The sequence below is a fragment of the Halalkalibacter oceani genome (assembly GCF_040544555.1).
GTDB classification, from domain to species: Bacteria; Bacillota; Bacilli; order Bacillales; family Bacillaceae_D; genus Halalkalibacter; species Halalkalibacter oceani.
The window spans coordinates 1-13363 of sequence record NZ_JBEPKD010000043.1 but is presented as its reverse complement, the minus strand read 5'-3'; the positions used below and the strand labels follow the sequence as shown (position 1 = coordinate 13363).

Annotated in this window: 18 protein-coding genes and 1 pseudogene; 3 read left to right on the top strand and 16 right to left on the bottom strand. The window is 41.1% G+C overall.

The genetic code is table 11. The features are described 5' to 3' along the window. Window positions 1-397: 397 nt before the first annotated feature. Window positions 398-985 carry a cupin domain-containing protein gene (locus ABMB67_RS22725; protein ID WP_251194738.1) on the top strand — a complete coding sequence of 196 codons (588 nt, stop codon included), beginning with the start codon at window positions 398-400 and terminating at the stop codon, window positions 983-985. 114 nt (window positions 986-1099) lie between these two features. Here ABMB67_RS22725 and ABMB67_RS22720 read toward each other — a convergent pair whose 3' ends face one another. The 15 genes and pseudogenes from ABMB67_RS22720 to ABMB67_RS22650 all read right to left on the bottom strand — a co-directional run bounded on the left by ABMB67_RS22720 (window position 1100) and on the right by ABMB67_RS22650 (window position 8332). Then, window positions 1100-1879, bottom strand: a complete 780-nt coding sequence (locus tag ABMB67_RS22720; protein WP_251194739.1) for a sulfite exporter TauE/SafE family protein — start codon at window positions 1877-1879, stop codon at window positions 1100-1102. Window positions 1880-1930: 51 nt separating this feature from the next. Continuing rightward, window positions 1931-2095 (bottom strand): annotated as a pseudogene (locus tag ABMB67_RS22715) (sulfurtransferase TusA family protein). 73 nt (window positions 2096-2168) lie between these two features. After that, a complete protein-coding gene (locus ABMB67_RS22710) occupies window positions 2169-3296 on the bottom strand; it encodes an MBL fold metallo-hydrolase (protein ID WP_354573416.1) in 1128 nt (375 codons plus the stop codon). Between the two features lie 43 nt (window positions 3297-3339). Continuing rightward, entirely contained in the window at window positions 3340-3735 is a 396-nt protein-coding gene (locus tag ABMB67_RS22705; protein ID WP_251194741.1) for a DsrE/DsrF/DrsH-like family protein, read from the bottom strand. A gap of 17 nt (window positions 3736-3752) precedes the next feature. Next, the gene (locus ABMB67_RS22700; protein WP_035661034.1) at window positions 3753-3986 is read right to left on the bottom strand and encodes a glutaredoxin family protein; all 234 of its coding nucleotides are present in this window, start codon (window positions 3984-3986) and stop codon (window positions 3753-3755) included. An 11-nt stretch (window positions 3987-3997) separates the two neighbouring features. Continuing rightward, entirely contained in the window at window positions 3998-4573 is a 576-nt protein-coding gene (locus tag ABMB67_RS22695; protein ID WP_251194742.1) for a sulfurtransferase TusA family protein, read from the bottom strand. 55 nt (window positions 4574-4628) lie between these two features. Next, complete coding sequence (locus ABMB67_RS22690; protein ID WP_251194743.1) at window positions 4629-4913, bottom strand: rhodanese-like domain-containing protein; 285 nt, start codon at window positions 4911-4913, stop codon at window positions 4629-4631. Window positions 4914-4932: 19 nt separating this feature from the next. Continuing rightward, window positions 4933-5295 carry a rhodanese-like domain-containing protein gene (locus tag ABMB67_RS22685; protein ID WP_251194744.1) on the bottom strand — a complete coding sequence of 121 codons (363 nt, stop codon included), beginning with the start codon at window positions 5293-5295 and terminating at the stop codon, window positions 4933-4935. Between the two features lie 18 nt (window positions 5296-5313). After that, window positions 5314-5793, bottom strand: a complete 480-nt coding sequence (locus tag ABMB67_RS22680; protein ID WP_251194745.1) for a DsrE/DsrF/DrsH-like family protein — start codon at window positions 5791-5793, stop codon at window positions 5314-5316. 71 nt (window positions 5794-5864) lie between these two features. Beyond that, entirely contained in the window at window positions 5865-6092 is a 228-nt protein-coding gene (locus tag ABMB67_RS22675) for a sulfurtransferase TusA family protein (RefSeq protein ID WP_251194746.1), read from the bottom strand. A 160-nt stretch (window positions 6093-6252) separates the two neighbouring features. Further along, complete coding sequence (locus ABMB67_RS22670; protein ID WP_035661025.1) at window positions 6253-6513, bottom strand: metal-sensitive transcriptional regulator; 261 nt, start codon at window positions 6511-6513, stop codon at window positions 6253-6255. Continuing rightward, window positions 6500-6889, bottom strand: a complete 390-nt coding sequence (locus ABMB67_RS22665) for a rhodanese-like domain-containing protein (RefSeq protein ID WP_354573414.1) — start codon at window positions 6887-6889, stop codon at window positions 6500-6502. Before ABMB67_RS22665 ends, ABMB67_RS22670 begins: the two co-directional genes overlap by 14 nt. A gap of 16 nt (window positions 6890-6905) precedes the next feature. Beyond that, window positions 6906-7295, bottom strand: coding sequence for a rhodanese-like domain-containing protein (locus tag ABMB67_RS22660; RefSeq protein ID WP_354573413.1), 390 nt, complete (start codon window positions 7293-7295; stop codon window positions 6906-6908). 159 nt (window positions 7296-7454) lie between these two features. After that, window positions 7455-7838: a DUF302 domain-containing protein gene (locus ABMB67_RS22655; RefSeq protein WP_035661023.1), complete on the bottom strand. Its 384-nt coding sequence runs from the start codon at window positions 7836-7838 to the stop codon at window positions 7455-7457. Window positions 7839-7936: 98 nt separating this feature from the next. After that, window positions 7937-8332, bottom strand: coding sequence for a carbonic anhydrase (locus ABMB67_RS22650; RefSeq protein ID WP_354573412.1), 396 nt, complete (start codon window positions 8330-8332; stop codon window positions 7937-7939). Window positions 8333-8825: 493 nt separating this feature from the next. On the opposite strand from ABMB67_RS22650, the gene ABMB67_RS22645 reads away from it, so the two are divergent. Beyond that, window positions 8826-10049 (top strand): PucR family transcriptional regulator, encoded by a 1224-nt coding sequence (locus ABMB67_RS22645; RefSeq protein ID WP_354573411.1) that lies wholly within the window; start codon window positions 8826-8828, stop codon window positions 10047-10049. A gap of 330 nt (window positions 10050-10379) precedes the next feature. Here the strand turns inward: ABMB67_RS22645 and ade are convergent, their stop codons facing one another. Further along, window positions 10380-12095 (bottom strand): adenine deaminase, encoded by a 1716-nt coding sequence (ade, locus tag ABMB67_RS22640; RefSeq protein ID WP_354573410.1) that lies wholly within the window; start codon window positions 12093-12095, stop codon window positions 10380-10382. Window positions 12096-12230: 135 nt separating this feature from the next. Between ade and ABMB67_RS22635 the strand changes: the two genes are divergently transcribed. Beyond that, complete coding sequence (locus tag ABMB67_RS22635; RefSeq protein ID WP_251224263.1) at window positions 12231-13064, top strand: metallophosphoesterase; 834 nt, start codon at window positions 12231-12233, stop codon at window positions 13062-13064. Window positions 13065-13363 lie beyond the last annotated feature (299 nt).

Below are 13363 nucleotides of genomic sequence, written 5' to 3'. Positions count from 1 at the left end.
ATGGACACCCTTGCTCTTGGCTAATGGTTGGCAACTGCCAGCCCCCATAGCGGACTTTCACCGCCTAGCTACGCGCCATGCGTGGCGCACTAAGAAAAGACGAACTTGGCCACCCACACCCAAGTTCGTCTTAGCCTCCTCTCTATCCAGAAGCCAGTTGTTCCGCTCCATAGCGTAATAAAATTCAGGTAAACAGGAAAGTCAGTCTCACCCTTTCCTGTTTATCTAATCTTGAGATACTTCACCTTCACTGAATTTAAAAAATAGCAATAATGTTGCTTACATTTCTATGATGATTGTTTTTTATTGCAGAGTATCGTTGTACTATATGTAGGTACACTTCCTTAACTAAGTGCATAGGATAATATCACAAAGAATTGTGAAGGGATTGAGAAGTATGTACCATGTTCCTTATGTTTATCCGTACCAAAATCCATACTATATTGGTCCAAAGTATAATTATGAAAAACACTATGATCATTGGACTACTCCTAATGTTACTAGGTCTGTAAACAGATCTGATTTAGGCTCTTTCAATAATCATGGAGGATTTTTTTTAACAGATTATGGACCAAAACCACTTGTTGTTAATATCAATGAAGTAACGAAGCAAAACAATACGTACCGTACTGCTTTATGGACGGGATCACATTTACAAGTTACTTTAATGAGTATCGATGTTGGTCAAGATATTGGTATAGAAATGCATCCTAACGTTGATCAATTCTTACGCATTGAACAAGGTCAGGGAATTGTTCAGATGGGTAACAGTGAAGATAATTTAAACTTTAGAAAATATGTCTATGATGATTCTGCAATAATGATTCCTGCTGGTACATGGCACAATCTAACCAATACAGGCAATGTTCCACTTAAACTCTACTCGATATATGCACCTCCAAATCATCCATTTGGTACTGTTCATGTTACAAAAGCAGAGGCATTGGCCGCAGAAAAAAGCCACGTTCATAGCCCTGGACGGTAAAATGAAACTTAGAAGATATTAAAAGATGTATAATTGCTTATCCCATGGGTTGTTAATTTAACCAAAATAGGAAGATCCGTTGACCGGGTCTCCCTATAATTTCAAATATACTTACTAGCTAAGAATATCTAACCAAATCTTTATTGAAGTACCCAAAATTAACAGTGCTAATATCCATTGTAAAAGTTTTGTATTTACTTTCTGCCCCATTTTTGCTCCCAATGGAGAAGCAATTAAACTCGCTATAACCATGATAAGCGCTGGTAGAAATTCTACCTGCCCAGTTGATATTTTTCCAACTGTAGCCCCTATTGAAGAAATGAGCGTAATGGCTAAAGAGGATGCAATCGTCACACGTGTTGGTAACTTTAAAATAACTAACATAATTGGTACCAATAGAAAGGCCCCCGCCGCCCCAACGATACCTGCACCTATACCTACAATAAAAGCAAATAATGCTGCTAACCATTTATTAAAAGCCACTTGCTCAGGTGGAATATCATCTCTCCCCTTTTTGGGTAGGAACATCATAATCGCTGCAAGCAATGCTAAAATACCATAAACAAGGTTTATGATTTCTCCAGACATCATCCGCGAACTATAACTTCCTATAAAACTACCAACTAGAATACTTACTCCCATAAAGGTGATAAGTGTCTTATTTAAATAGCCACCTTTACGGTAAGCCCATACCCCACCCATCGTTGCAAAAAAAACTTGTACCGCACTGATTCCTGAAACTTCATGCGCACTAAATATTGCTACTCCAAATAATGGAGGGATATAGAGTAACAGTGGGTATTTTATAATTGATCCACCTATACCAACCATACCGGATATATATGAACCTATGAACCCTATCAAAAAGATCGTTAAGATAAATAGTAAATCCATTTCGTTTTGCCTCCTATACTATAAAAGGGAACCAATTTGGTCCCCTTATATTCAGAACTTTAGTACACCATCATCTTCTGAATCTTTTTGCCTCATGACCACCTGACTTTACCCATGGTACAAGACCACTTTTTGCTCCTTTATCTTTGCATGAATTCTAAGACCTCTCCTGCTAACTAATTCATTAATTGCCCTTTTTGTTTTTACAATTGGCATTGGACATGCTAATCCTTTTGCGTCTAATACTTTGCTACGTTCATCTTAAAATTCCTCCTAATTTATATTTTAATTATCGAACAGCACAACGGTTTGGACCAATTTCCATTTCACGTTGTTTTTCATCATCTGGACTGATTTTCCCCATGTTTGTTTCACGGATTTCTTGATAAGCATTTGGTTGCGGCGGTAAATTTTCCGTCACTAATTTTCTAAACTCATTTTCGTCTTCAATGTTTAACCCATGGTTTTGTGCAAACAGAGTACCCAATTTTGCAGAAACACTACCGTCTTCATTTAATTCGTCAATAATCATAAAGTGGGCTGGAAGAACAATAAGGTCCTCAGATAATTCTCTGTAACGCGTGTAAAGACTTTCTCGCAAATCGCCTACCCAATCTTTAGCGAGGCCTGCTAGGTCAGGTCTTCCAATGGAATCAATGAATAGAATATCTCCGGATAACAGATATTTTTCATCGATAACAAATGAAGTCGAACCAATTGTATGACCAGGTGAGTAAAGAGCATGGATGTTGATCGTTGAGTTCCCGATTTGTACGTCATTTCCGCCTTCAAGTGCTGCATATTCAAACACTACTTCACCTGCGTCTTTCGGAGGTAACCAGTACGTTGCACCAGTTGCTTCCGCAATTTTTCTTCCCCCAGAAATGTGATCAGCATGTAGATGAGTATCAAATACGTGTGTAATTTTTGCATTGATTTCTTTAGCAAAGTTCACATACACATCTGCCATACGTGTCGCATCGATTATGGCTGCTTCTCCATTGGAAACAACCATATAAGATAGACAGCCTTTACCTAGACGTACAAATTGATATAGCTCACCACCGTCTTTTAGGTCCCCTACTTTAACTGGCTCTAGATATTCACTCCAAGCCTTCATACCTCCCTCTAAATAAGCTACGTCTAACCCTTTATCAGAAAGCATCTCAGTTACCATCATGGAAGAACCTTCTTTCGCACAAACAACTAATACTTCTTTATCTGTTGGAATTTTATCCATGATTTCTTCTACGCCATCTAATAGTTCAAAATAAGGAATATTGAAGTAATCAAAGTTTTCTCCTTCGATTTTCCAATCTGCGAAATCACCTTCATTCCGAACATCTAGAATAAATAGCTCTTTCTTTTCGATTACTTTTGTTGCTACTTCTTTTGAATTCATCGCTTTAACTGACATTTTTATACCCCCGTTAGTATATTTTATTTTAAAAAAAATTTAATTAAAACGTTAATGTTACATCCGCATCCTTGGCGAATTCTAAGAATGTAACGGCTCCACCCACTTCAATTCCATCAACAAATGCATCTTTTTCTAGTTCTATAACATCCATTGTCATTTGACAACCAATCAATTTAACACCCATTTCTTGTGCCATTGCCACGAGTTCAGGGATCGCAGGAACATTTGCTTTCTCAAAACCCTTTTGGTAATGCTCTTTCCCCTCTGGCATTGGTAATTTACCGTATGCTTCTTTATGAATTAGGTTTAGACCTTCAAAGGTAAAGAATATCGCTACCTCTTGGTCTGTTGCAGCTGCAGCTGTTGCTACATTGAAAACTTTGTAGGCATCAAATAACCCACCATTGCTTGCGATAATCGCTAATTTTCTACTCATCTTCTTTCAACCTCCTATTATTTTCTCAATGCTGACATAATGCTATTTGGATCATAACCAACAACCCACTGGCCGTTCACTTCCGTTTGTGGAACCCCTAATTGACCTGTTTTTTCTACAAGTTGCTGCATAATGGCAGGATTTGTTTCTACATTCACTTCTTGATAGGAAATGTTTTGATCTGATAAAAAGTTTTTTAACATCACACAATAACGACAGTGATTAGATGTATAAACAGTAATCTGATTCATGTTGACCCCTCCTATTTATTAAGACTATCTGTTGGGTTACCCCATTCACTCATGCCAGGTACGACATTAATAACTGTTTTAAATCCAGCTTCTGTTAATTTTTGTGCGGCTAAATCACTACGGCTTCCAGTACGACACACAACATAAATATCTGCATCCTCGCTTAGTTCATTAAAACGATTCTCAAGTTCACCAAGCGGAATAGATTTTGCACCAGGAATATGATTGAAGGCATATTCAGCTGATTCGCGTACATCTAACACTAGAATCCCTTCATTGTTAGCTAATTTCGCTTGAAGTTCCTCGTTGTTTACAACATGTGGGTGTTTCTTCTCTTCTTTTTCTTCCCCAGTCGCCTTACGCAGATAATGTTTTAACACTTCACCCTCTTCAAGCGTTCCTAAATATTGATGTCCAGTGCTCTGTGCCCACGCCTTAATATCAGCAGTTGATCCTTTATCTGTTGCTTGAATTTCTAATACTTTTCCTGGTTCGAGCTCATTCATCGCTTTTTTTGTACGAACGATTGGCATTGGACATGCTAATCCTTTTGCATCTACTAGTTGATCATATTTAATCATTTCCATTAATAATCCTCCTCAGAATGAATACCTATATAGGTATAATTTATTTCAAAAAAATTTACTGAACGTTACCTTCCCAGTTCATCATGCCTCCAACCATATTGGTAGCATGAAACCCTTGACTTGACAGAAACTCAGTGGCTCTTCCACTTCTAGCACCAGAGCGACAAACAATAATATATTCTTTCGTTTTGTCTAGTTCATGTAGACGAAATTCTAGTAATCCAAGCGGGATGTTTACACTTCCAGGAATATGCCCTGCTGCTACCTCATCCGTTTCACGAACATCAATAATATTGGGGTTAACGAGACGTTCTACTTCTTTTGGTGTGATTTCTTTCATAACTGATCTCCTCCTAACGTTAGTTCCAAGTGCTCATACCGCCTTTTACATTTGTGATTTTTTGAAAACCCATTTTTCTCAAAAGTTTTGTTGCCTTATTGCTGCGCATTCCACTCTGGCAAATAACAACAACCTCTTTCTCTTTTAATAACTGACTTCCTTTTTGAGAAAGTTCATAGAGTGGAATGTTTTTGAACATATTAATCTTGTTTCTAGAAAACTCACCTGGTGTTCTTACATCAATAAATTGAACATCTTTTCTCTTTAACTCTTTTTTAAGGTCACTCGTTGAAATTTGTTTTACACCTTTAACAGGCATGAACTTATTAATTAAAAAGAATGCTACTATAAGACCGAATAAAATATTTATGACTAAATCCAATTTAAGTACCCCCTTGGGTTAAATAAATAAGTTCACATTTCCTTCTTCTGCATCAGCTAAATATGCGGCTACACCAGCATATTCTAAACCATCAATCAACTCTTCTTTTTGTAGTCCTAATAGATCCATTGTCATTGTACAAGCAACTAACTTTACGCCTTGTTCTTGTGCCATTTCGACTAAATCAGGTAATGGCATAGCATTGTGTTTTTTCATAACATGCTTAATCATTTTTGGCCCCATTCCGGCGAAGTTCATATTGGAAAGTCCCATGTTATCAGCGCCTCGTGGCATCATTTTCGCAAACATTTTTTCTAAGAATCCTTTTTTCACAGGTACGTGTTGATCCTTTCTAAAAGCGTTTAGTCCCCAAAATGTTGAGAAAATTGTTACTTCATGATCATAGGCTGCAGCACCGTTCGCGATAATAAAAGCTGCCATTGCTTTATCATAATCCCCACTAAATAAGATGATCGTTGTTTTCTTTTTTTCTGTCATGTTGTTCACTCCTTTGTTTTTTCTTAACTAATACCAGTACAGGTATATAAACTTTCATAAAAATAGGTTGGTTAGCCTTTTTTAATCCAGAACTTCAATACACTATCTTCTTCAGTATCTGATAGTAACTCATGCCCACCAGATTTTGCCCAAGCCGATAAGTCATTTTTGGCTCCTTTATCGGTCGCATGAATCTCTAAAACCTGACCTGATTCCATCTCATTTATTGCCTTCTTCGTTTTTACAATTGGCATCGGACAAGCTAGTCCTTTTGCATCAAGAACTTTATCTGCCTTCATTTAGATAGCCTCCCTTTTCATTTCAATACATATACCTCTATAGGTATTATAAAAGAATAAAAAAATTTGTCAATAACTTTTTAATTCGTTTCGCAAAGCTCATTTAAACCTATAGGGGTACTGTAATTGATATCACTCACCCCTGTCAATCATCTTTTTATTATCTGCTTTTTACTAATAAGTTCACAGCTTCTTGAATAAGCGCTTCTGTGTCTTCGCCTTTTACAATTTGCTCGCGGACACACTGCTCTAAGTTAGAGCTTACGACTAAACCAATCGTTCGGTCCAACGCATTTCTTGCGGCTGACATCTGAACGACAAGATCCTTACAGTCCTTACCCTCTTCCATCATTCTAAGAATCGCTCTGACTTGTCCTTCTACACGTTTTACTCTGTTTTTCATTTTGTCATTGTACTCCATGGATTTCCCTCCTTTTTCTACAGTTAAACCTAGTTGGTTGTTTATTATTATACAGATAATACCCTTTAACTTTTGCCCCCTTATTCTTCAAGAAGCTGGCACTTACATTAACATCAATCATCTCTGAACCAATGATATAAATGCTGTTCCCCTCAAAAAGATAGTAGTTCTTTTTTAAATAGGCTAATGGAATATTAACAGCTCCTGCTACCCGAGATTTATAAACAATAGAAGAATCCCTTACATCAAGAATGATAGTATGATCTTGATCATTTATTTTCTCCAGTTCAACACAACTTAAACCAAGAACTGGTACATATCTTTTATATAAGAAGCGAGTAAAGATAATTGTTAATACGATTAAGAATGTCGTCATATAAGCACCTATGAAGTTATTTTGTAACCTCGCCTTCCCGCTTAAGCATTCCGCCTTTTACACTGACTAAATCTTGATACCCAAGATCCGTTAATGCATTTGCAGCTTGAAGACTTCTGTTCCCACTGCGGCAGATGATGACGATTGTTTGATCTTTAGGAATAAGTTCGGTTTGATCACCTAGTGTACTTAAAGGAATATTCATCATACCATCTATATGCCCTTCATTAAATTCATGAGACTCACGAACGTCCACAAAGAAAACATCTTCATGTGGCTCATTCATTAAATTGGCTAATTGTTCCGTGTTCATTTCATCTATCCCTGCATTAAGCGATAATTTATATCCAAAAAAGCCAATTAATATGGTTATAGGGATTATGATATGCCAATATTTTTTTATCAATGATCTGCCCTCCTCGTTGTTTATACTCATATAATATACCCTTATAGGTATATAGTCAAGCCTAATTTTTAAATGGAAATTATTATTTAACAAGCAATAAAGAAGTCTCTTAATGAAAAGTCATGACCTTTCACAAGAGACTTAAATTGGTTGTTTCCCTTAAATACTTTTATCTATAGCGGACATCAATCTTTTTTCAATGTCTAAGGCAATCTCATTCAATTCCTCATCATTTACATTTTGAATTAAAGCAGATGGCTTCGGCATTCCAATTTTTGTTTTTCCTTGGTCTGTATACACAACTATTTTACAAGGGAGAAAGTAACCAACCATTTTATTTTTGTCTAATACTCTTTTCGCTTCATGTGGATTACACACTTCCAAAACTTTATACGGTTCATTGAATTCTAACCCTTTCTCTTGGAGCTTTGCTTGAATGTCAAACTCCCATAAGACACCAAACTTTTCTTCCATAAGAGTTGCTTTCAACTTTTCAATTGTTTCTTCCATCGTGTTCGATGTTTCAATTGTGTAATCAAACATGTTATCTCTCCTTTTAGGTCTTTTTTATACCGCGCAGGGTATACAGTAAAGTATGTCGGTCTTGTTGTCAAACATTAAACTCATTTTTTTATATAACTTTATAAAGGATAAACCCTTTCAAGCTCTCCGGATTCTACGTGAAACAAGCAACCAATCATTTGTACACCTTGCCCATATTTTTTATAGATCGGATGCTGTTGTAGTTGTTTAACTTGTGATAATACATTTTCTCTAGTTAACTCATCCATCGAAACATCTTTTAACAAGTTGTGATCCGGCAAATTTTTTCTAACCTTGTCAATCCAACCTCGGAGCTCTTCTTCATTATTGCCCGACCAAGCTGCTTTGACTCCCCCACAATCAGTATGGCCTTTAAACACAATTACATTCACATTTAAATGTCTTAAAGCATAGAAAAGACTGGCTGAAAAACTCTCATCATCAGTGGGCACTTGATTAGCAATATTTCGATGAACAAACAATAAATTCTTCATTTCGTTTACGTAACTCTAAATCTAGCATAGCTTTCACCTATTTCCCGATTGCTCTTAAAGCTTGGTCAATTGATAAGTAGTCAAGTTTATCGCCGTATTTTTTATTCCAATTTGCTTTCTTTAACCCTAACCTCCAGTAAAATAACGCCAATATCTATTTTACTAAAGTAGTAGGTTATTGAGCAAAAGTGTAAAATCTTATCAAGCGAAAACTTTTAGTTGATTTATCAAAGATTGTAACCAGTTCTCTAGTATATCCTTAACATCTAATTGAGGCTTTCTCATTAATTCAAGGGTGAGCCAGTCAATCGCACTTCTTATTGTTAATGCCATCACCCTTACTAATTTTCTGGCAAATTCTCTGAAAACTCCTTCTTGTGTCCCTTGGATTAGAATATTTTCAATCTGTCTTCGTCTTCTACCTTATCTTCCCCCGCAAAAAAAGATATGATATTCTAACAGAATAAAAGTTTATCAGACAAGGAGTTTGCCGATGCAGGATCAAGCCCAGCTGTTCAATCGTCCGTTTGATTCATTGGAAGAGTTTGTTGATACCATTAGTGAGTGCTTACAGTGTCCGGTTACGCTGGAGGATGCCAACCACTATTTGCTGGCGTACAGCTCTCATGACGATCAAACCGATGCAGCACGGATTGCGACCATTATTGGGCGGAGAGTCCCTGAAAAAGTGATTAACCGTTTTTGGAAGGAAGGGGTCATCCCGGCGTTAAATCAGAGCAATGAACCGGTTATTATTTCGGAAATGACGGAAATCGGGCTTGGGCGCCGCGTCGCTGTCTCGATTCGCAGAAATGAAGAAGTTCTCGGTTATATTTGGGTTTCTGAGTCCGGCCGCACGTTGTCAAAAGATGAGCTCGAGCTGCTGAAAACGGCAGCAAGCAAAGCGAAAAATGAGCTTCTTCAGCTTAATATGCAGCGGAAACGGAAGGAGCGCAATTATCAGAATGTCCTTTGGCAGTTAATGACCGGCGATGTCCATGATTATACGGAGATGAAGCAGGATTTACAGGCGATCGGCATGCATCCGAAGATGGGCTTCTCGGTGATGATCATGCGCTTCCCGAAATTATCCGAGACGCTCTATCGGCAAATTACCTATGCAGCGAAAACCTCACAGAAAATCACGCTTTTCATCACCGCCCAGGATGGCGATCAAATTATTTTTCTGACCGGACTGCCGGCAAAAGATAAAGGCAGTCAGCAAGCGCTGACTGCTTTCAGTTCCACCCTTCAGGCTCAGATCGCGGAGCGTTTCAGCATTATTCCGGCTGCGCTTGGCTGGGGCTCTGTCTATCATGATTATGACTATATCAAAAAAAGCTACGAAGAAGCGCAGAAGGTGATTCAATTAAAACAAGCCTTTCCGAAAGAAACGGAAGGCCTGCTATTTTTTCATGAGCTTGGCGTGCTGCGCTATGTTGAGTTTTTTCAGCGACACAAAGCGGCTGCGGCTGTCGGGAAACATCCCGCTCTGGCCATTTTGCAGCATTACGATAAACGACATCGCACGGAGCTTTTTGCCACACTAAGAGCCTTTTTGCTGACGGACGGCAATATGAATGAGGCCGCCTCTCTGCTCCATGTTCACGTCAACACGCTAAACTATCGCCTGAAACGCATTAAGGAACTGACTGAGATCGATCTAAAAAATCCGATCCAAAAGCTTGGCCTCTACTTTGATCTCCTTCTCGATTAAGGGGAAAAAACGAGCGCTTCACTCGCCAAAAGCCCGGTGCGAGAAACCCACTCACAACGAGGCCACTGAAAAACCTCTTTTTCCGTAACTCGAAGAAGAGTAATGGCTCCGCGCGTTGCACGCCTTGCTTCGAGACACCCACTCGTAGCAAGGCTTTCAAAATCAGGCAACGGCTACGCTCATTACTAAAAAGCTGCTGAAAAAGTGAAAATCGTACTTTTTCAGCAGCTTCCTCACAACGGGCTTTATAGGGTCACGGCGGTTACACTCATTACTTCTAATATTTCCCGCTATCATTTTATCCGCTCAGCCGCACTTGAAATCAACTTTTTACAAATGCCTGAACGCTTCAACATCAAACAAGCCGCAATCGGTCAGCTTTAGCGCCGGGATAACCGGCAAAGCGAGAAAAGACAAGGTCAAGAACGGATTCCACCCTTCCTCCACGCCGAGCTCTTTTAAGCCGGCATCCAACGTTTTTATCGAGCGATAAACTTCTTCGTAAGGTGCTATCGACATCAATCCGCCAAGCGGCAAAGGAAGCCCGGCAATCAGGCTCTCCCCTTCAGCAAGCACCATTCCACCGTTCATCCGGATCAACTGCTCAATCGCAGTACGAATGCTCGCATCATCTGCTCCACACGCCACAATATTATGAGAATCATGGGCAATCGTTGCGGCCATCGCGCCTTTTTTGAGCGGAATTCCTTTGACAATGCCGACCCCGACATGGCCGAGAGCCCGATGCCGTTCAGCGACGACCAGCTTCAGCTGATTATTAGCAACAGATGGCTGAAAAAGCCCATCGCGGCTAGCCACAGGCTCCCGCAAATGCTTCGTTACGATCGAACCCGGTGTGACGCCAATAACCGGTTGCACCTCCTCTCGAACAGGCAAAGCAAACGCATCATCCGCCAGCGGCTTTACGTTGATGCTGTGTAAGAGAAAGTCCGGCGGTGCGATTGGCTCGCGTAACACCGTTTTCAGCTCGCCCTTTTCGGCGATAAGTTCCCCTTTCACATAAACACGCTCGATGTCCAGCGTCTTCAGATCACGCAGGAACAAAAGACTCGCTTCATAGCCTGGCGCGATCGCTCCTTTTTCCCGTAGGCCAAAGCACTCCGCCGCATTGAGGGTCGCCATCTGAATCGCCTGGAGCGGATCGAGGCCGAGCGAAACGGCCTTTCTCACACTGGCATCAATGCTTCCTTCATCGATAAGATCATCAAGATGCTTGTCATCTGTCGCGAACACGCATCGTCTCGCGTTGGCAGTCGTGACCGCCGGAAGAAGTGCCTCCAAATCCTTGGCGGCTGTCCCTTCACGAATGAGAATGTACATCCCTCGGCGGATGCGTTCCTCTGCTTCGGCGGCAGTGACGGCTTCATGGTCATTCGAAATTCCTGCCACACGATAGGCATTCAGTCCATCGCCATCCAAACCGGCAGCATGACCGTCGATTCCTTTTTGCCGCTTCCTCGCAGCCTCCAGCTTTGCGACCATCTCTTCTTCTCCGGCAAATACTGCCGGATAGTCCATTACTTCTGCCAGCCCATATGCCTGATCCTCATCAAACAGCTCCTCAACTTCTTTCGCGGTTAACGTCGCCCCATTATGCTCAAAGCTCGCAGCCGGGACGCAGGAGGGCACCATAATGCGAATATCGAGCGGCAAATCTTTCGCTGCTTCCAGCATATAACGAACCGCTTCCTTGCCTCCTACATTCGCCAGCTCATGCGGATCGGCCATCACGGTCGTCACCCCATGCGGGAGTACAACCTTGGCAAACTCCTCGGGTGTGACCGTTGCTGACTCAATATGGACATGACCGTCAATAAAGGACGGCACAAGAAATGCACCAGCCGCATCAATTTCGACTTCCCCCTCATAAGAGCCGACACCGACAATCACCCCACCGGTAATCGCGACATCTGCTTCATATGTGGTTAACGAAAACACATCAATAATTATTCCATTTTTAATAACCAGCTCCGCCTTCTCCCGTTTTGTCGCGGCAGCCAGTTTCTGCTTCAATGTTTGTTTCATAATCTATCTCCTTCTGTCCAGCTTTTTCATTCATTCAGTTTACCTTGCTTTGCGCGGAAATGCACGACGATCAGGAGATTATATCTGATACCTTTTTTTGCTCCCGCTGTGCTACTATCAAGATGAGGTGAGAAAATGAAAAAACGAATAACGAAGCGCCTGCTTGTAATAGTTGCAATCCTTATATCCCTGTTTTGGTTCTCACATTGGCAAAATAATTCGCTCGTCACGACTGAAGTAACGCTTCATTCCGAGCGTCTTCCGCTGAATTTTTCAGCGTACCGCATTGTGCAATTATCCGACTTACATAACAAACGGTTCGGCAGCGAGCAGCAGGCTCTTGTACAAAAAGTTGCCGACGCCCGGCCTGATCTCATCGTTTTTACCGGAGATCTTGTTGATTCCGCTAAAGGCGATGAAGAGGCAAGCTTACTCTTGATGGAAAAGCTGGTCGAGCTCGCTCCTGTTTACTACGTAACAGGCAATCACGAATGGTCATCCGGCCGCTTTTCATCGCTTGAACAGCAGTTAACGGCCGCAGGTGTCCACATATTGCGAAATACAGCATCGGAGCTCGCGATCGGAGAGGATACGATCCAGCTTGTCGGCATCGATGACCCGGCGCAAGGTGAGCAAACGGAGAACATGCTTGAGCAGGCTTTTCACAAAGTGGACGAAGAACGCTTCACAATTTTACTGGCTCATCGACCAGAGGAACTTGCGCTCTATGCCGATTATCCAGTTGACCTTATTTTCTCCGGTCACGCGCATGGCGGCCAATTTCGTCTGCCTTTCATTGGCGGACTCGTCGCTCCAAACCAAGGCTGGTTTCCTCCCTATACAGCCGGCAGCCATACACTGGGACGGGCAACGATGATTGTGAACCGCGGTCTCGGCAATAGCATCATTCCGCAACGGATCTTCAACCGGCCTGAGATTGTAGTCGTGACATTAAGAAAAACCGCGTAGCGGCTTTTCTCGAATCAACCCGAAAATCTTATACTTTCTTATCTTAAAAAAATAGAGCCACTCAAAAGGCTAACACCGGCCTTTTCGCCTAGCTTCGCTCGCTGGAATTCATGAGAACATCACTCATGAATTTGAAGACCTTCCTGCGGCTCCGCTTTCAGGCTAAGAGCCACTCAAAAGGCTAACACCGGCCTTTAACGCCTGGCTTCGCTCGCTGGAATTCATGAGAACATCACTCATGAATTTGAAGACCTTCCTGCGGCTCCGCTTTCAGGCTAAGAGCCACTCAAAAGGCTAAC